The sequence below is a fragment of the Pseudomonas mercuritolerans genome, from assembly GCF_025706525.1.
Classification (GTDB): Bacteria; Pseudomonadota; Gammaproteobacteria; order Pseudomonadales; family Pseudomonadaceae; genus Aquipseudomonas; species Aquipseudomonas mercuritolerans.
In genome coordinates this window covers 308,819-326,005 of sequence record NZ_JAMSHA010000008.1, presented here as the reverse complement: position 1 = coordinate 326,005, position 17,187 = coordinate 308,819, and the positions used below count along the sequence as shown (strand labels likewise).

The 17,187-nt window shown below is 59.7% G+C and carries 15 protein-coding genes, 2 tRNA genes and 1 pseudogene; 8 read left to right on the top strand and 10 right to left on the bottom strand.

The annotated features are described in order from the left end of the window. Positions 1-89: 89 nt before the first annotated feature. Positions 90-427: pseudogene (locus ND528_RS22775) on the top strand (helix-turn-helix domain-containing transcriptional regulator). Between the two features lie 187 nt (positions 428-614). Here ND528_RS22775 and ND528_RS22770 read toward each other — a convergent pair. Together ND528_RS22770 and ND528_RS22765 are read right to left on the bottom strand one after the other, a co-directional pair. After that, positions 615-691, bottom strand: a tRNA-Met gene (locus ND528_RS22770). A 115-nt stretch (positions 692-806) separates the two neighbouring features. Then, positions 807-2,864, bottom strand: a complete 2,058-nt coding sequence (locus ND528_RS22765) for a methyl-accepting chemotaxis protein (protein WP_263471287.1) — start codon at positions 2,862-2,864, stop codon at positions 807-809. A 433-nt stretch (positions 2,865-3,297) separates the two neighbouring features. Here ND528_RS22765 and ND528_RS22760 point away from each other — a divergent pair, with 433 nt between their 5' ends. Continuing rightward, positions 3,298-4,515 (top strand): MFS transporter, encoded by a 1,218-nt coding sequence (locus ND528_RS22760; protein ID WP_073473520.1) that lies wholly within the window; start codon positions 3,298-3,300, stop codon positions 4,513-4,515. A gap of 182 nt (positions 4,516-4,697) precedes the next feature. Here ND528_RS22760 and ychF read toward each other — a convergent pair whose 3' ends face one another. The 8 genes from ychF to ND528_RS22720 form a co-directional block, all read right to left on the bottom strand. After that, positions 4,698-5,798, bottom strand: coding sequence for a redox-regulated ATPase YchF (gene ychF, locus ND528_RS22755; RefSeq protein WP_016773202.1), 1,101 nt, complete (start codon positions 5,796-5,798; stop codon positions 4,698-4,700). Positions 5,799-5,820: 22 nt separating this feature from the next. Beyond that, positions 5,821-6,405 carry an aminoacyl-tRNA hydrolase gene (gene pth / locus ND528_RS22750; RefSeq protein WP_016773203.1) on the bottom strand — a complete coding sequence of 195 codons (585 nt, stop codon included), beginning with the start codon at positions 6,403-6,405 and terminating at the stop codon, positions 5,821-5,823. A gap of 171 nt (positions 6,406-6,576) precedes the next feature. Further along, complete coding sequence (locus ND528_RS22745) at positions 6,577-7,179, bottom strand: 50S ribosomal protein L25/general stress protein Ctc (RefSeq protein WP_016773204.1); 603 nt, start codon at positions 7,177-7,179, stop codon at positions 6,577-6,579. 141 nt (positions 7,180-7,320) lie between these two features. Next, a complete protein-coding gene (locus ND528_RS22740) occupies positions 7,321-8,262 on the bottom strand; it encodes a ribose-phosphate pyrophosphokinase (RefSeq protein WP_003171603.1) in 942 nt (313 codons plus the stop codon). 45 nt (positions 8,263-8,307) lie between these two features. After that, a tRNA-Gln gene (locus tag ND528_RS22735) sits at positions 8,308-8,382 on the bottom strand. Positions 8,383-8,419: 37 nt separating this feature from the next. Beyond that, a complete protein-coding gene (gene ispE / locus ND528_RS22730) occupies positions 8,420-9,271 on the bottom strand; it encodes a 4-(cytidine 5'-diphospho)-2-C-methyl-D-erythritol kinase (protein ID WP_263471286.1) in 852 nt (283 codons plus the stop codon). Between the two features lie 3 nt (positions 9,272-9,274). Further along, positions 9,275-9,892: a lipoprotein insertase outer membrane protein LolB gene (gene lolB, locus ND528_RS22725; RefSeq protein ID WP_016773207.1), complete on the bottom strand. Its 618-nt coding sequence runs from the start codon at positions 9,890-9,892 to the stop codon at positions 9,275-9,277. Positions 9,893-9,895: 3 nt separating this feature from the next. Then, complete coding sequence (locus ND528_RS22720) at positions 9,896-11,620, bottom strand: tetratricopeptide repeat protein (RefSeq protein WP_024014295.1); 1,725 nt, start codon at positions 11,618-11,620, stop codon at positions 9,896-9,898. A gap of 182 nt (positions 11,621-11,802) precedes the next feature. Between ND528_RS22720 and hemA the strand changes: the two genes are divergently transcribed. The 6 genes from hemA (at position 11,803) to ND528_RS22690 (ending at position 17,162) form a co-directional block, all read left to right on the top strand. Further along, a complete protein-coding gene (gene hemA, locus ND528_RS22715) occupies positions 11,803-13,089 on the top strand; it encodes a glutamyl-tRNA reductase (protein ID WP_016773209.1) in 1,287 nt (428 codons plus the stop codon). Further along, positions 13,086-14,168: a peptide chain release factor 1 gene (gene prfA, locus ND528_RS22710; RefSeq protein WP_016773210.1), complete on the top strand. Its 1,083-nt coding sequence runs from the start codon at positions 13,086-13,088 to the stop codon at positions 14,166-14,168. Before hemA ends, prfA begins: the two co-directional genes overlap by 4 nt. Beyond that, complete coding sequence (gene prmC / locus ND528_RS22705) at positions 14,169-14,999, top strand: peptide chain release factor N(5)-glutamine methyltransferase (RefSeq protein WP_263471285.1); 831 nt, start codon at positions 14,169-14,171, stop codon at positions 14,997-14,999. Next, entirely contained in the window at positions 14,993-15,748 is a 756-nt protein-coding gene (locus ND528_RS22700) for a molybdopterin-synthase adenylyltransferase MoeB (RefSeq protein WP_263471284.1), read from the top strand. The genes prmC and ND528_RS22700 overlap by 7 nt, the downstream gene beginning before the upstream one ends. After that, positions 15,741-16,532: a glutamate racemase gene (gene murI, locus ND528_RS22695; RefSeq protein ID WP_263471283.1), complete on the top strand. Its 792-nt coding sequence runs from the start codon at positions 15,741-15,743 to the stop codon at positions 16,530-16,532. The genes ND528_RS22700 and murI overlap by 8 nt, the downstream gene beginning before the upstream one ends. A gap of 111 nt (positions 16,533-16,643) precedes the next feature. After that, positions 16,644-17,162 (top strand): acyloxyacyl hydrolase, encoded by a 519-nt coding sequence (locus ND528_RS22690; protein WP_122507863.1) that lies wholly within the window; start codon positions 16,644-16,646, stop codon positions 17,160-17,162. Positions 17,163-17,187: the final 25 nt, after the last annotated feature.

The window sequence follows — 17,187 nt, the reverse complement described above, 5'->3', positions numbered from 1 at the left end:
ACTTTTGCTGGGCGGTGGAACAAAACAAAGGCAGCAACACGACATCGATCAATCAAAAGAAATCTGGAAGGCGCTGAAGAGGTAGCTCAATGAAAAGCGTAAGCAATCACGAGGACAGTGTTCTCGAAATGCTGCGCACGGACGAGAATTTCGCTCTCGAATATCTCGTTGCAGCATTGGAAGAAATTGATGAAGAGGGCGGTGAGTCTGTGTTTCTCACCGCGGTGCGACGTGTGGTGGAAGCGAGAGGCGGTTTTGCCGCTGTCTCCAACGCAACCGGACTCAATAGAGGCAATCTTTACCGGCAATTTTCAGCAGATGGAAACCCGGGCCTTTCTACGCTACTGAAGGTGCTGTCTGCTGTGGGCTCGGTTTGTCGAAGGTGGTCGCTCACAGTCAGGATGATCAGGAACACACAGCAGCGTGATCCACCGTGGTAATAAGAAGCCCGGCTCGATGTCGGGCTTTCTGATTTTTTCCCTGCGGCATTTCTCTGATGGGGCACGTGGAATTGATCCGCTGACATTAAGCGGTAGGTTGCGAGTGAAGCAGAGCGCAACTTTTCTCAAGGCATAAAAAAACGGCCTACCTTTCGGTAAGCCGTTTTTAGTACTTGGTGGCTACACAGGGACTTGAACCCCGGACCCCAGCATTATGAATGCTATGCTCTAACCAACTGAGCTATGTAGCCAAGTGGCGCGCATTATTCCCCTGAAATGGCAAAGCGTCAAGCGTAAATCGAAAATATTTCTTCCTGTTTTCAACCGCTTATCCTCGGGCCCCGAAAATCGGGGCCGGGGAGGGCGTCAGCGCAGTTGGAATCTGGCGGTATTGGCGCTCAGGGCTTCGCTGCCTTGGCTCAAGGTGTCGGCCGCGAGGTTCACGGCGCGTGCGCCTTCGAGCAAACGCACCGCTGCCTGATCGACCTGCTGGATATTGCCGCTGACTTCGTCGGCGGTGCTGGCCTGTTCTTCAACCGCCGTGGCGATTTGCGCCAGGGTGTCGGTGACACTCTGTACGGCGCTGGCGATTTCTCCCAGGCGTTCGCCGAGTCCGGTGACCGCTTCGGCATCCGATTGCGCCTGACCACAGGCGGCCTCCATCAGGCTCACCGCTTCGTTGACCGTGGCGCGCAGGCTGTCGACGGTGCCGGCGATCTGCGCGGTGGACGATTGCGTGCGTTGCGAGAGGCTGCGCACCTCGTCGGCGACCACGGCAAAGCCGCGACCCTGTTCGCCGGCGCGGGCGGCTTCGATGGCGGCGTTGAGCGCGAGCAGGTTGGTCTGCTCGGCGACGCCGCGAATGGTGTCCACGACCAGTTGAATCTGCTGGCCTTGCTCGCTGACCCGGCCGAGTGCGGCGGCAGTGTCGTTCAGGCGCTGATTGAGCTGCTGAATGCTGGCCGTGGTGCGTTGGCTGTCGCGGCTGCTGTCGGCGGCGATGCGCCGGGTTTGCTGGGCGCTGGCGGAAGCCTGTTCGCAACTCTGCGCGACGCCTTGCGAGGTCGCGGCCAATTGCGTGGCGGCAGCTGCGATCTGGCTGATCTGCAACTGCTGCGCCTCAACTTCACCGAGGGCGCCGCTGGAGTGTTGGTTGAGGCTGCGTACCGCGTTGCTCAACTGCGAGGTCTCGTGGTCGACGCCCAGCATGCTGCTGCGCAGTTGCACCACAGCGACGTTGAGCGCGGTGCTGATCGCTGCCAGCTCATCGCGACCCACTACCGGCACTTGCAGGCTCAGGTTGCCGTCGCGCAAGGCCTCAGCGAGCAAGGTGATGCCGCTGGCGCTGCGGCGGATCGAGGCTTGCAGGCAGACGAACAGGTACAGCGCGGCCAACAGCAGGCAACCGAAAATTGCGGCGACAACAATGAACTGGCGGATCGCCGAGCTGTAATACGCATCGAGCCGCTGATCCAGCGCGACCAGGGATTGCTGGCGCAGGGAAGCGAGGTCGGTGAGCAGCGCGTCGAGGCTGCGTTCGAAGTCCTCTGGCTTGAGGTTGATGCTGCCGCCAAACACACCGTCGTCGAGGACTTTCAGGCCGCTGTCGAGGTGTTTCAGGCTGTCGTGATACTGACCGGCCCAGGCTTGCAGCTCGACTGGCAGACGCGCCTCCAGCAGGCCGGCGGTTTTCACCAGTTGCTCGCGGGCGTCGCCGATTCGACTGCGCAGGTCGCGCAACTGCAGGCGGCTCTGCAGGGTGAACTGCCCGGAGACCACCGAAGCCTGGCCGACCGCGGCGAGACGGCCGACCCGCTCGATCAGGTCCGGTGCGTGCTGCGTGGAAATCTGCGTCAGCAGGTAGGTTTCCAGCCACGGCGCGAGGGTCAGGCGATTGTCCATGACGATCTGCTCGCGCAAGGCTTGCAGCGCGCCCAGGGCATTGGTGAAGCGGTCATAACCGTCCGGCCACCAGCCGACATTGCTGAGGCTTTTCGTATCCAGGCCATTGAGTGCGGTTTGCAGCGCCTGAAAGCGTTCGAGGATTGCGCCGTCGGCGCCTTGCTGGTTCAGGGCATTGCCCAGCTCGGTGGTGGCTTGCAGCACCGCCGGTTGCACGCCGTCGAAGGCAGCCATGGCGGCGAGGGTGGCCGGTGTCGGCTGACGATTGGTCTCGGTGGCGCGCCAGCGGGCGGCGCGGTCGCGTTGCGCGGCGAGCAGGTTGTCCAGCGCATCCAGCGCGAGCAATTGACGCACACCGGCACGTTCGCCGGCGATCAGATTGAGCTTCTCGCGATAGTCATGGCCGATCATCAACAGGCTGCCGGCCAGCGGCAGAATGAACAGCAGAAACAACAATTGGAATTTACCTGCGAAGCCAAACCGCCCCAGCAATTTGATCCCCGGTGAAAGGAAAGCCTGCATGCCTCATGACTCCTCTGGACACCACGCACCATTGGCGTGCATCGCGAGCTGTTGGCTCACGACCCGTGCCCTCTAAAAGGCCTCGAAAGTTCACCCATGCCCGCTCTGTAGGCCGGCTCTGTAGCGAAACTTCCCATTGTCGAGCGCCTTTGTAAGGCGATCGTGTTCAAGGGCAGAAGCAAGGCAAGATTCAGACCATGGCGTTGCGCTATCACCTTCGCTGCCAACGATCCCCTGTAGGAGCTGCCGAAGGCTGCGATCTTTTGACTTTGATGGTTAAAGCAAGATCAAAAGATCGCAGCCTTCGGCAGCTCCTACACGGTGGTGTGTCCAATAACTTAGTTAGCTGGCTAAGGGGATAGCGCGAGCGCACCGAAAAATGGCACATTGACGCACCTGCCTGCGGGCACCCATCTGCTGTCCGGAATTTTCCATGGCTATCAGCAACGTTCAGACCGCCGCTGCCTCGGCGACCGCTGCTCCGCAAAGCAGCCCCTTGGTGATGCGCATCATCGGCGCGGTGGCGCTGGCTCATTTGATCAACGACCTGATCCAGTCGGTGCTGCCGTCGATCTACCCGATGCTCAAGGCCAACTATGGCCTGACCTTCACCCAGGTCGGCCTGATCACCTTGACCTTCCAATTGACCGCGTCGCTGTTGCAGCCGTGGGTCGGTTATCACACTGATCGCCACCCCAAACCGTGGCTGTTGCCGGCGGGCACGGTGTGTACCTTGATCGGCATTCTGATGATGTCGGTGGTCGGCAGCTTCCCATTGATTCTGCTGGCGGCGGCGCTGATTGGTATCGGCTCGTCGACCTTTCACCCGGAAGCCTCGCGTGTTGCGCGACTGGCCTCGGGCGGCCGGTTTGGTCTGGCGCAATCGACCTTTCAGGTCGGCGGCAATGCCGGCTCCGCGTTCGGCCCGCTGCTGGCGGCGGCGATCATCATTCCCTTCGGCCAAGGCAATGTGGCGTGGTTTGGCCTGTTCGCGGTTTTTGCGCTGTTCGTGCTGTACCGCATCAGTCGCTGGTACGCCAATCACCTCAACCTGTTCAAGCTCAAGGCCGGCCAGGCGGCGACGCACGGCTTGTCGAAGGGCAGGGTGACCAGTGCGCTGGTGGTGCTGGGGCTGCTGGTGTTCTCCAAGTATTTCTATATGGCCAGTTTCACCAGTTACTTCACTTTCTACCTGATCGAGAAGTTCGACCTGTCGGTGGCCAGCTCGCAGCTGCACTTGTTCCTTTTCCTGGGCGCAGTGGCGGCGGGAACATTCTTCGGCGGACCGATTGGCGACAAGATCGGGCGCAAGGCTGTGATCTGGTTTTCCATCTTGGGGGTGGCGCCTTTCACCCTGATCCTGCCGCATGTCGATCTGTTCTGGACCAGCATTCTCAGCGTGGTGATCGGCTTCATTCTGGCGTCGGCATTCTCGGCGATTGTGGTGTACGCGCAGGAACTGGTGCCGGGCAATGTCGGCATGATTGCCGGAATTTTCTTCGGACTCATGTTCGGTTTCGGCGGGATTGGTGCAGCGCTGCTTGGGCATCTGGCGGATGTGCACGGGATTGAGTATGTGTATTTCCTGTGCTCGTTCCTGCCATTGTTTGGTGTGTTGGCGATCTTTTTACCGCGTACCAGAAAGGCCTGAACAGACGAATCGAACTGTGGGAGCGAGCCTGCTCGCGAATGGGTGTGTCAGTTGACGAATGCTTAGCTGACACGCCGCATTCGCGAGCAGGCTCGCTCCCACAGGGAAATGTACTCAGTCACTGAATTTCAGGCACAAAAAAGCCGCGTATCAAACGCGGCTTTTTCGTGTGCGGCTGTTGCTCAGACGTTGAAGCGGAAGTGCATTACGTCGCCGTCCTTGACGATGTAATCCTTGCCTTCCAGGCGCCACTTGCCGGCTTCTTTGGCGCCGGCTTCGCCTTTGTACTGGATGAAGTCGTTGTAGGCGATGACTTCGGCACGGATGAAGCCTTTTTCGAAGTCGGTGTGGATCACGCCAGCGGCCTGTGGTGCGGTGGCACCGACCTTGACGGTCCAGGCGCGGACTTCTTCGACACCGGCGGTGAAGTAGGTCTGCAGGTGCAGCATTTCGTAGCCGGCGCGGATCACGCGGTTCAGGCCAGGCTCTTCCAGACCCAGGGCCTCGAGGAACATGTCTTTTTCTTCGCCGTCATCGAGCTCGGCGATTTCCGCTTCGATCTTGTTGCACACCGGAACGACCATGGCGCCTTCTTCTTCGGCGATGGCCTTGACCACATCCAGGTGCGGGTTGTTCTCGAAACCGTCTTCGGCAACGTTGGCGATGTACATGACCGGCTTGGTGGTCAGCAGGTGGAAGCCCTTGATCACGGCTTTCTCATCCGCGCTCATGTTCTTCATCAGGCTGCGCGCCGGTTTGGCTTCGGTGAAGTGCGCGATCAGTTGCTCGAGCAGAGCCTTCTGAACCACGGCGTCCTTGTCACCGCCCTTGGCGTTGCGCGCGACTTTCTGCAGTTGCTTCTCGCAGCTGTCGAGGTCGGCGAAGATCAGTTCAAGGTCGATGATTTCGATGTCGCGTTTCGGGTCGACGCTGTTGGACACGTGAATCACGTTGTCGTCTTCGAAGCAGCGCACCACGTGAGCGATAGCGTCGGTTTCGCGGATGTTGGCCAGGAACTTGTTGCCCAGGCCTTCACCTTTCGAGGCGCCAGCGACGAGGCCGGCGATGTCGACGAACTCCATGGTGGTCGGCAGGATGCGCTTCGGATTGACGATGGCCGCCAGAGCTTCCAGACGCGGATCCGGCATCGGCACGATGCCGCTATTCGGCTCGATGGTGCAGAAGGGGAAGTTCTCGGCCGCGATACCGGATTTGGTCAGGGCGTTGAACAGGGTGGACTTGCCGACGTTAGGCAGGCCGACGATGCCGCAATTGAATCCCATGGTGTTTCCCCTCGGGTAAAAGTCAGGCCTTCTGGCTGTGCAGGTTTTTCATCGCGCGGTTCCATTCCCCGGCGAGGATATCCGGCAGCACGCCGAGGGCAAAGTCGATGCTGGCATCGAGTTTTTCCTGTTCGGCGCGTGGCGCACGACCCAGGACGAAATTTGAAACCATACTGGCAACGCCCGGGTGGCCGATGCCAAGCCGCAGGCGGTAGAACGTATTCTGATTGCCCAGTTGCGCAATGATGTCGCGCAACCCGTTGTGACCGCCATGGCCGCCGCCCTGCTTGAGCTTGGCAACGCCCGGAGGCAAGTCGAGTTCGTCATGCGCCACGAGGATTTCTTCAGGCTTGATGCGGAAGAAACCGGCGAGTGCCGCCACGGCCTGGCCGCTGCGGTTCATGTAGGTGGTGGGAATCAGCAGACGAACATCCTGACCCTGATGCGAGTAGCGCCCGGTCAGGCCGAAATATTTGCGATCGGCCACAAGATTCACATTCTGTGCGTGGGCGATGCGCTCAACAAAAAGGGCCCCTGCGTTATGCCGGGTCTGTTCGTATTCAGCGCCTGGATTTCCCAGGCCAACGATCAGTTTGATGGCAGTCACGATAGGGGCCCTTCCTTGGAGTGGTGGATAACATCGCCGCGATCGGGGAAAGCGGCGAAAGTGGACGAAAAATGCTCATTTACCATGGATGTAAACTCCGCGTTCTCGCCCGCTTTCTCGCTACGTTCCAGTCCGCGATGTTACTTGCTCACTCCGGCATGACAGAGTGAATTACTCTGCTGCGCCTTCTTCGGTAGGTTCTGCAGCTACACGTGGAGCGTGGACGTTGGCAACAGCCTTGTCATCGCCGTGTGCCAGAGCAACGAACTCAACACCTTTAGGAGCTTTGAGGTCCGACAGGTGGATGATGGTGCCGATTTCTGCTTTCGACAGGTCGACTTCGATGAACTCAGGCAGATCTTTTGGCAGGCAGGTCACTTCGATTTCAGCAACAACGTGCGAAACTTCGCCGCCTTTCTTCACTGGAGCTTCTTCGCCAACAAAGTGTACAGGCACGATGGCGGTCAGTTTCTGGCCGGCAACAACGCGTACGAAGTCAGCGTGCATCACGTGGCCTTTGGCCGGGTGACGCTGCAGAGCCTTGATGATGACGTTCTGCTTGGTGCCACCAACGTTCAGCTCGATGATGTGGCTGTAAGCCGCTTCGTTTTCGAGCAGTTTGGCAACTTCTTTGGCCAGCATGCTGATGGATTCAGGGGCTTTGTCGCCACCGTAAACAACAGCTGGAACCAGAGCGGCGAGACGACGCAGGCGGCGGCTCGCACCTTTCCCCAGGTCGGAACGCACTTCAGCATTCAGAGTAAAATCGTTCATTTTGTATCTCCAAAATAGCCATGACCGAGTGGCGTTTGCGACCAGCGCCGAACACGGTATGGGCAAAAAAGCCCCGCCCCGACAGGAATGCCGGGGCGGGGCGCTTTTCGTCAACGAGACATTTCGTAAAGGGCAGGGCCCTTAACGGAACATCGCGCTGATCGATTCTTCATTGCTGATGCGGCGAACCGCTTCGGCAACAACCGGTGCGATATCCAGTTGGCGGATACGTGCACAGGCTTGTGCTGCAGCGGACAGCGGGATGGTGTTGGTCACCACCAGCTCGTCCAGCACGGAATTTTCGATATTCTCGATGGCCCGGCCCGACAGCACAGGGTGTGTGCAATAGGCAAAGACCTTGGCTGCGCCATGCTCTTTCAGGGCCTTGGCCGCATGGCACAGGGTGCCGGCGGTATCGACCATGTCATCGACGAGAATACAGGTACGCCCTTCGACATCACCGATGATATGCATCACTTCAGAGTGATTGGCTTTCTCACGGCGTTTGTCGATGATCCCGAGATCGACGCCCAGCGACTTGGCAACAGCCCGTGCACGCACGACGCCACCAATGTCCGGGGACACGATCATCAGGTTTTCGAAGCGCTGATCTTCGATGTCATCCACCAGAACCGGGGAGCCGTAGATGTTATCTACCGGAATATCGAAGAAACCCTGAATCTGGTCAGCATGCAGATCAACCGTGAGAACACGGTCGATGCCGACTACGGTAAGCATGTCAGCAACGACTTTCGCGCTGATAGCCACACGTGCGGAACGCGGACGGCGATCCTGACGGGCATAACCAAAATAAGGAATAACAGCAGTGATACGAGTAGCCGAGGAGCGGCGGAAGGCGTCAGCCATCACTACCAGTTCCATCAGGTTATCGTTGGTCGGAGCGCAGGTCGGCTGAATAATGAAGACGTCTTTACCGCGAACGTTTTCATTGATCTCGGCTGTGATTTCGCCGTCGGAAAACTTGCCGACAGAGATGTCACCGAGAGGGATATGCAGCTGACGTACGACACGCCGAGCCAGATCGGGGTTGGCATTCCCCGTAAAGACCATCATCTTGGACACGCGCAGTACCTAGAGGCTGAGGGTAACCTGGATGAGTAGAGAAAATGGCAGGGGCGGCTGGATTCGAACCAACGCATGGCAGGATCAAAACCTGCTGCCTTACCGCTTGGCGACGCCCCTGTATCTGTTGCTTTCAAGTGCCGGGCACTTGATTCCTTTAGAGCAGACTTTGCAGCTTGCGATGCAACATCGAAACGTTGCTTCCTTTCGCTACAAACCCTGTAAGGGTCTCTGTCAGAAGGGCCGAGACTTTATCAGCTTCAGCTTTGCTTGGGAAGCCCCCAAACACACAACTTCCAGTTCCGGTGAGCTTTGCTTCGGTAAATTTACCTAACAAATCCAATGCGTTACGTACCTCTGGATAACGCCTTGCTACCACCGGCAAGCAGTCATTTCGACTGTTTCCCTCGGGAACGGGGCGCACTTTAATGGGCGGTGTGTTACGTGTCAACAAAGGATCGGAAAAAATTTCTGCCGTACTAACAGCGACTTGCGGCACGAGCACCAGATACCACGGTTCTTCGGGGTCGACCGGGGTCAGTTTCTCGCCAACACCCTCGGCAAATGCCGCATGGCCACGGACGAACACCGGTACGTCGGCACCGAGTGACAGGCCCAGTGCGGCGAGACGATCTTCATCCCAGCCCAGTTGCCACAAATGATTGAGGCCGAGCAAAGTCGTCGCCGCATTCGAACTGCCGCCACCGATGCCGCCGCCCATGGGCAGGACTTTGTCGATCCAGATGTCGATACCGAGCGCGCAGGCGGACTGTTGCTGCAACATCTTCGCCGCGCGCACGATCAGGTTGCTGTCGTGGGGCACGCCGGCGAACTCGGTGTGCAACTGGATCGCACCGTCGTCACGCACGGCGAAAGTGAGTTCATCGCCGTAATCGAGAAACTGAAACAGCGTCTGCAGTTCGTGATAACCGTCTTCACGGCGACCGAGAATGTGCAGCATCAAGTTGAGTTTGGCCGGCGAGGGCAGGGTCAGGCGTGCAGCGGTCATGCGTTATTGCCCCAACTTGCGCGGTTGCCAGGTCTTGATCACCAGCGTCACGTCGAGGTCGGTGCCGTGCAGCTTGATGCGCTCGGGCAGCCAATAACCATTCTGTTCGGTGTAGGCGGTGTATTCGACTTTCCAGCCGTCCTGCTCAAGGCTGGCCAAGCGACTGTCGGCGTCCAGGTTCAAGCGACTTTTGCTTTCCGGAGCAGGCAGACCGCGAACCCACCAGGCCAGATTCGACACCGGCAATTTCCAGCCCAGTTGCTCTTCAAGCAAGGCTTCAGGAGATTGCGATTCGTAGCGGCCCTGGTTGGCGACTTCCAGCGACACCTTGCCCGGACGCCCGGTCAAGCGTGCCGCGCCACGGCCCAGCGGGCCGGACAGGCGAATGTCGTAGTAGTCCTGACGCTGCAGCCAGAACAGCGTGCCGCTGCCGGAATCCTTCGGCGCGCGGATGCCGATCTTGCCGTCGATCTGCCAGCCATCAAGGCCGGTCAGTTGCTGTTTGTTTGCCGCCCACTGGGCCGGGCTGCCGTGACCCTCGACCGATTCGCGAGTGCCGAAACCCGAACAGCCGGCGAGCAGGGCGATGAAGCTGAAAACAATAACGTGGCGCAAAAGCATGGTTTAAAGATTCTCGGATCCGGTCAGGCGCTTGATGGTGCTGCGCAGAATGGTGCTGTCGGGCTGATCCTTGAGGAACTTGCCCCACACTTGTTTGGCTTCGCGTTGATTGCCCTTGGCCCAGAGGACTTCGCCAAGGTGCGCGGCGACTTCGTGGTCGGGGAAACGCTCGAGCGCCTGGCGCAGGTATTTCTCCGCGTCGTCCAGATTGCCCAGGCGATAATTGACCCAGCCGAGGCTGTCGAGAACCGCCGGGTCTTCCGGATTGATCTGGTGCGCCTGCTCGATCAGCGTTTTCGCTTCAGCGTAGCGGGTGGTGCGATCGGACAAGGTGTAGCCCAGCGCATTCAGCGCCATGGCGTTGTCCGGGTCGCGCTTGATGATCAGGCGCAGGTCTTTCTCCATCTGCGCCAGGTCATTGCGTTTTTCCGCGAGCATGGCGCGGGTGTAAAGCAGATTGAGATCGTCCGGATACTTCTGCAGCGCTTGTTGCAGAACCTTCCAGGCCTTGTCGTCCTGTTTGTTGGCCGACAGGCTTTCCGATTCGATCAGATACAGCTGAATCGCGTAATCCGGTTGCTCGTCCCGCTCGGCGGCCAGTTTGCTCTGCGCTTCGGCGGTCTTGCCGTTGCTCATCAGGATATCGGCCTGACGCAGCTGTGCCGGCAGATAGTCATTGCCCGGGCCGACCTGGGCGTATTCGATGAGCGCGCCTTGCGGGTCATTGCGCTCTTCGGCAATCCGGCCAAGGTTCAGATGCGCTGAATCGACGTGGCTTTCGCGGGCGATCAGGTCTTCCAGATAACCCTTGGCCTCATCCCACGCCTTGGCTTCCAGGCACACCAGAGCCAGCGAATAACGCAGTTCGTCGTCTTCCGGGTATTGCTGAACGAGGGTGGAGAATTCGGCCTTGGCGTCGTCCATGCGGTCCTGTTCGACCAGCATGCGCGCGTAAGTCAGGCGCAGGCGCTTGTCTTCGGGGTATTTCCTGATGCTTTTCTGCAACAGCGGCAGCGCTTCATCGCCGCGGTTGAGCAATTGCAGCAGGCGCGCTCGCAGCAGGATCGGTGCGATTTCGCCGTCTTCCGGTGGGTTGTCTTCGAGCAGAGTCAGCGCGCCTTGATTGTCGCCGTCCTGTTGCAACAGCAGAGCCTTGCCGAAAATCAGCTGATTGTTGTTCGGGTGGCGCTGGAGCAAACGGTCAAAGCTTTTCATCAGACCGTTGCGGGTTTCCTGATCGGTGTCGGCGGCCGACAGCGCAAGGAAATCGAAATGGGTGTCGCCCTTGCCCTGCAGGACTTTCTCCATATAGACCATGGAGTCGTCGTAGCGCCCGGCGCGGGCCAGTTGCACGGCGGCGGCGCGTTGCGCTTCGAGATCGTCCGGCGCGTTGCGCGCCCAGATCAGCGCGGTGTCGAGGGCCGGTTGATCGGCGCCCAGATATTCGGCGATGCGAAAAGCGCGCTCGGAGACGCCCGGATCCTGGGTGTTGATCGCTTGGGTCACGTAATTGTCCAGGGCAATGTCGAAACGATTGCGCTGGCCGGCGAGTTCGGCGCTCAGCAGGCTGAACACGGTTTCCTCGCTGAACGAGCCGTAAACCTTGGGCTTTTCAGGGGCGGGCGTGGTGTCTTCGACCGGTGGGGTGCCGTCCGGCGCAACGGGCGCCATGGCCTGGCAGCCGCTGAGGAAGACAAAAGCGAGGAGCAACGCGGAAGATCTATTCATATAGGAAGAGGACGACTAACCTGCGGTCGGATCATCATGACACAAGCCTTCGGCCAAACATAACCGAGACTCAATTGTGGCCATTATAGGGGCTGACGATTGGGACAATAGTCAGCGGTAGTTGTTCTGAATCTTTCGAAGTAGGACAATTGCCGGCTTCACGTCACCACCAGCGACCTTGAATGGCCTTCCTTGCACTCGGTATCAACCACAAGACTGCTTCAGTAGACGTCCGCGAGCGCGTGGCCTTTACCCCTGAGCAGCTGGTGGAGGCCTTGCAGCAGCTCTGCCGACTGACCGACAGCCGCGAAGCCGCGATCCTCTCCACCTGCAATCGCAGTGAGCTTTATATAGAACAGGATCAGCTGTCGGCCGATGTCGTGCTGCGCTGGCTGGCCGATTATCACCATCTGAGCCTCGACGAGCTGCGCGCCAGTGCCTATGTGCATGAAGACGATGCGGCTGTTCGTCACATGATGCGCGTCGCTTCCGGGCTCGACTCGCTGGTGCTGGGCGAACCACAGATTCTCGGTCAGATGAAATCGGCCTACGCCGTGGCCCGCGAGGCCGGCACCATCGGTCCGTTGCTGGGGCGGCTGTTCCAGGCAACGTTCAATGCCGCCAAGCAGGTGCGTACCGATACTGCGATTGGCGAGAACCCGGTGTCGGTGGCGTTTGCCGCAGTGAGCCTGGCGAAACAGATTTTCAGCGATCTGCAACGCAGCCAGGCGCTGCTGATCGGTGCCGGTGAGACGATTACTTTAGTCGCGCGCCATTTGCATGAGCTGGGGGTCAAGCGCATCGTCGTTGCCAACCGCACGCTGGAGCGCGCCAGTCAGTTGGCCGAGCAGTTCGGCGCTCACGCGGTGCTGCTCTCGGACATTCCGGCGGAGCTGGTGCGCAGCGATATCGTCATCAGTTCGACCGCCAGCCAGTTGCCAATCCTCGGCAAGGGTGCGGTGGAAAGTGCGCTGAAGCTGCGCAAGCACAAGCCGATCTTCATGGTCGACATTGCGGTACCGAGGGATATCGAGCCGGAAGTCGGCGAGTTGGACGACGTTTACCTGTACAGCGTCGACGATCTCCACGAAGTGGTCGCCGAGAACCTCAAGAGCCGTCAGGGCGCTGCGCAAGCGGCGGAGGAAATGGTCTCGGTCGGCGCCGACGATTTCATGGTGCGCCTGCGCGAACTGGCGGCGGTCGATGTGCTCAAGGCCTATCGTCAACAGAGCGAACGCCTGCGCGACGAGGAGCTGCAAAAAGCCCTGCGTCTGCTGGCCAACGGCGGCAACGCCGAAGACGTGCTCGGGCAACTGGCCCGTGGCCTGACCAACAAACTCTTGCATGCGCCCAGCGTGCAGTTGAAAAAGCTGTCTGCCGAAGGCCGCCTCGATGCGCTGGCCATGGCCCAGGAACTCTTTGCCCTTGAGGGCTCACCGGATAGTTTTTCGGATAAAAAACCGCAATGAAAGCGTCACTGCTCAACAAGCTGGACATTCTCCAGGACCGTTTCGAGGAATTGACCGCGCTGCTCGGCGACGGTGAAGTCATTGCCGATCAGGCCAAATTCCGCGCCTATTCCAAAGAGTACGCCGAACTCGAGCCGGTAGTGGCCGCCTATAAAAAGCTGCTCGGCGTACAAAGCGATCTTGAAGGCGCGCAGGCGCTGCTCAAGGACAACGACCCGGACATGCGCGAAATGGCCGTGGAAGAAGTTCGCGAAGCCAAGGAGTTGCTGGTCACGCTGGAATCCGATCTGCAGCGCATGCTGCTGCCTAAAGATCCGAATGACGGGCGCAACGTCTTCCTCGAAATCCGCGCCGGCACCGGTGGCGACGAGGCGGCGATCTTCTCCGGCGACCTGTTCCGCATGTACTCGCGTTATGCCGAGCGGCGTGGCTGGCGCGTCGAGATCCTCTCGGAAAACGAAGGCGAGCATGGTGGCTATAAAGAAGTCATCGCGCGCATCGAAGGCGACAACGTTTACGGCAAGTTGAAATTCGAGTCCGGCGCACACCGCGTCCAGCGCGTACCGGCTACCGAATCCCAGGGCCGGATCCACACGTCGGCCTGCACCGTGGCGGTATTGCCCGAGCCGGACGAGCGCGAAGCCATCGAGATCAACCCGGCAGATCTGCGCGTCGATACTTACCGTTCCTCCGGCGCTGGTGGTCAGCACGTCAACACCACCGATTCGGCGATCCGCATCACCCACATCCCGACCGGCACCGTCGTCGAATGTCAGGAAGAACGTTCCCAGCACAAGAACCGTGCCCGGGCGATGGCGTGGCTGTCGGCGAAACTCAACGATCAGCAGAACGCAGCGGCAGCCAACGCGATTGCCAGTGAGCGCAAGTTGCTGGTCGGTTCCGGCGACCGTTCCGAGCGCATCCGCACTTATAACTACGCTCAGGGGCGGGTCACTGATCATCGCGTCAATCTGACCCTGTATTCCCTGGATGAAATTCTCGCCGGTGGCGTCGAAGCCGTGATCGAGCCGTTGCTGGCCGAATATCAGGCTGACCAACTCGCAGCGATAGGTGAATAAATGACCATCATCGCCAGCCTGTTGCGCGCTGCCGAGTTGCCGGACTCGCCGACTGCGCGTCTGGACGCTGAATTGCTCCTGGCCGCCGCACTGGGCAAGTCGCGCAGCTTTCTGCACACCTGGCCCGAGCGCATCGTGCCGAGCGAGGCTGCGCTGACCTTTGCCGAGTATTTGCAACGCCGCCGCAGTGGCGAGCCGGTGGCCTACATTCTCGGCCAGCAGGGCTTCTGGAAACTCGATCTGGAAGTCGCGCCGCACACGCTGATCCCGCGTCCCGATACAGAACTTTTGGTAGAGGCAGCCCTTGAGCTGCTGCCGGCAACCCCGGCCAAGGTGCTCGACTTGGGCACCGGCAGTGGCGCGATTGCTTTGGCTTTGGCCAGCGAACGCCCGGCGTGGAAAGTCACCGCCGTCGATCGTGTGCTTGAAGCCGTGGCCCTGGCCGAACGCAATCGCCAGCGTCTGCACCTGAACAACGCTACGGTGCTGAGCAGCCATTGGTTCAGCGCACTTGCAGGCCAGCGCTTCCATCTGATCATCAGCAACCCGCCGTACATTGCCGCCGCCGATCCGCATCTGGTCGAGGGCGATGTACGCTTCGAACCGGCCAGTGCGCTGGTCGCCGGTGAAGATGGCCTCGACGATCTGCGCCTGATTGTTGCGCAGGCGCCGGATCATCTTGATGCCGGAGGCTGGCTGATGCTCGAACACGGCTATGATCAGGCCGAAGCCGTGCGTGATCTGCTGCTGACTCGTGGCTTTGCAGAAGTCCATAGCCGCACCGATCTGGGCGGCCATCAACGCATCAGTCTGGGGCGCCTGCCGTGCTGAATGATCAGGAATTGCTGCGCTACAGCCGGCAGATTCTGCTGCAACACATCGATATCGACGGGCAACTGAAGCTCAAGGCCAGCCGCGTGCTGATCGTCGGCCTCGGCGGTCTCGGCGCGCCGGTGGCGTTGTATCTGGCGGCAGCGGGCGTCGGCGAGTTGCATCTGGCGGATTTCGACACGGTCGACCTGACCAACCTGCAACGGCAGATCATTCACGACACCGACAGTGTCGGCATGTCCAAGGTCGACTCGGCGCTCAAGCGCCTGGGCGCGATCAATCCCGAAATTGAACTGGTCGCTCACCGACAGGCGCTGGACGAGGATTGCCTCGCCGCAGCGGTGGCGGCGGTGGATCTGGTGCTCGATTGCTCGGACAATTTCTCTACGCGTGAGGCGGTCAACGCCGCCTGTGTTATTGCGCGCAAGCCATTGGTCAGCGGCGCGGCGATTCGTCTGGAAGGGCAACTGTCGGTGTTCGATCCACGGCGTGCCGAAAGCCCTTGCTACCACTGCCTGTACGGAAACGGCAGCGAAGCCGAACTGACCTGCAGCGAGGCTGGCGTGGTGGGGCCGCTGGTCGGCCTGGTCGGCAGCTTGCAGGCGCTGGAAGCGTTGAAGGTGCTGGTCGGCTTTGGCGAACCCTTGATGGGGCGTTTGTTGCTGATCGACGCTCTGGGTTCGCGGTTCCGTGAGCTGCGGGTCAAGCGTGATCCGGGTTGCAGCGTCTGTGGCGCGCGCCATGCGTGAAGCGCCGATCGGCGTGTTCGATTCCGGGGTCGGCGGCTTGTCGGTTCTCGGCGAAATCCAACGCTTGTTGCCCAATGAATCGCTGCTCTATGTCGGCGATTGCGGGCACATTCCCTACGGCGAAAAGAGCCCGGAATTCATCCGTCAGCGTTGCAGTGTGATGGCCGGTTTTTTCCGCGAACAGGGCGCCAAGGCTCTGGTGCTGGCGTGTAATACCGCGACCGTGGCCGGTGTTGCCGACCTGCGTCGCGACTTTCCCGACTGGCCGATTGTCGGCATGGAACCGGCGGTCAAACCGGCCGCAGCGGCAACGCGCAGTGGCGTGGTTGGCGTGCTGGCAACGACAGGTACGTTGCAGAGCGCCAAGTTCGCCGCGTTGCTCGATCGTTTCGCGGCTGACATAAAAGTCATCACTCAGCCGTGTCCGGGGCTGGTCGAGCTGATTGAAAGTGGCGACCTGCATAGCCCTCAATTGCGCACCTTACTGCGGGGCTACGTCGCGCCTTTACTGGCTCAGGGCTGCGACACGATCATCTTGGGCTGCACCCATTATCCTTTCCTAAAACCGCTACTACGGTCGATGATCGCCGACGATGTCAGCCTGATCGATACCGGAGCTGCCGTGGCCCGGCAGCTGGAGCGCTTGCTCAATGAGCGCGATCTGCTCGCCCAGGGACCAAACCTGCCGGTGAAGTTCTGGACCAGCGGTGATCCGCAATCTCTCAGAAAAATCCTACCGTTGCTGGGCCAAATTGCGTCGAATGTGCAAAACTTCGACTTGTAAAAAAAATGTGAAATAACTGAAAAAACGCTGAACTTCTGACCAAGCGCGGATTTCTATAGCGACAGCAGCAACTAAAAACCAAACGATCGTTCCGGAAAAGGAAGTTTCAAAGTGAAGCGACTATTCTGCTTGGCCGCGATTGCGGCCGCACTGATGGGGCAAAGCATTTCTGCACAAGCCGCTGGCGTTGAATTCGCCGTCGGCGGTACCAGCGATTCGACAATGACGTATCGCTTAGGCATGAATTTCGACTGGGACAAGAGCTGGCTGCAGAGCGACGTCGGTCGCCTGACCGGCTACTGGAGCGGTGCCTACACGTATTGGGAAGGTGACAAGACTTCCAGCAACAACAGCCTGTCGTTCTCGCCTGTCTTCGTTTACGAATTTGCCGGTCAGTCGGTCAAACCGTACGTTGAAGCGGGTATCGGCGCGGCGTTCTTCTCCAACACCGAATATGAGAGCAACAAGCTGGGCGGGTCCTTCCAGTTCGAAGACCGCATCGGTGTCGGCCTGCGCTTCAACGGCGGTCACGAAGTCGGCATCCGCGCCACGCACTACTCCAACGCCGGCCTGTCCAGCGACAACGATGGTGTAGAAAGCTACGCGCTGCATTACACAATGCCGCTGTAACACGCCGCTACGCGGAACCAACGTG

Coding starts and splice junctions, on each gene's coding strand:
- hemA (WP_016773209.1), top strand. CDS start 11,803: ATGGCCTTCCTTGCACTCGGTATCAACCACAAGACTGCTTCAGTAGAC.
- ispE (WP_263471286.1), bottom strand. CDS start 9,271: ATGACCGCTGCACGCCTGACCCTGCCCTCGCCGGCCAAACTCAACTTG.
- ND528_RS22760 (WP_073473520.1), top strand. CDS start 3,298: ATGGCTATCAGCAACGTTCAGACCGCCGCTGCCTCGGCGACCGCTGCT.
- ND528_RS22765 (WP_263471287.1), bottom strand. CDS start 2,864: ATGCAGGCTTTCCTTTCACCGGGGATCAAATTGCTGGGGCGGTTTGGC.
- prmC (WP_263471285.1), top strand. CDS start 14,169: ATGACCATCATCGCCAGCCTGTTGCGCGCTGCCGAGTTGCCGGACTCG.
- prfA (WP_016773210.1), top strand. CDS start 13,086: ATGAAAGCGTCACTGCTCAACAAGCTGGACATTCTCCAGGACCGTTTC.
- ND528_RS22720 (WP_024014295.1), bottom strand. CDS start 11,620: ATGAATAGATCTTCCGCGTTGCTCCTCGCTTTTGTCTTCCTCAGCGGC.
- murI (WP_263471283.1), top strand. CDS start 15,741: ATGCGTGAAGCGCCGATCGGCGTGTTCGATTCCGGGGTCGGCGGCTTG.
- ND528_RS22745 (WP_016773204.1), bottom strand. CDS start 7,179: ATGAACGATTTTACTCTGAATGCTGAAGTGCGTTCCGACCTGGGGAAA.
- ychF (WP_016773202.1), bottom strand. CDS start 5,798: ATGGGATTCAATTGCGGCATCGTCGGCCTGCCTAACGTCGGCAAGTCC.
- lolB (WP_016773207.1), bottom strand. CDS start 9,892: ATGCTTTTGCGCCACGTTATTGTTTTCAGCTTCATCGCCCTGCTCGCC.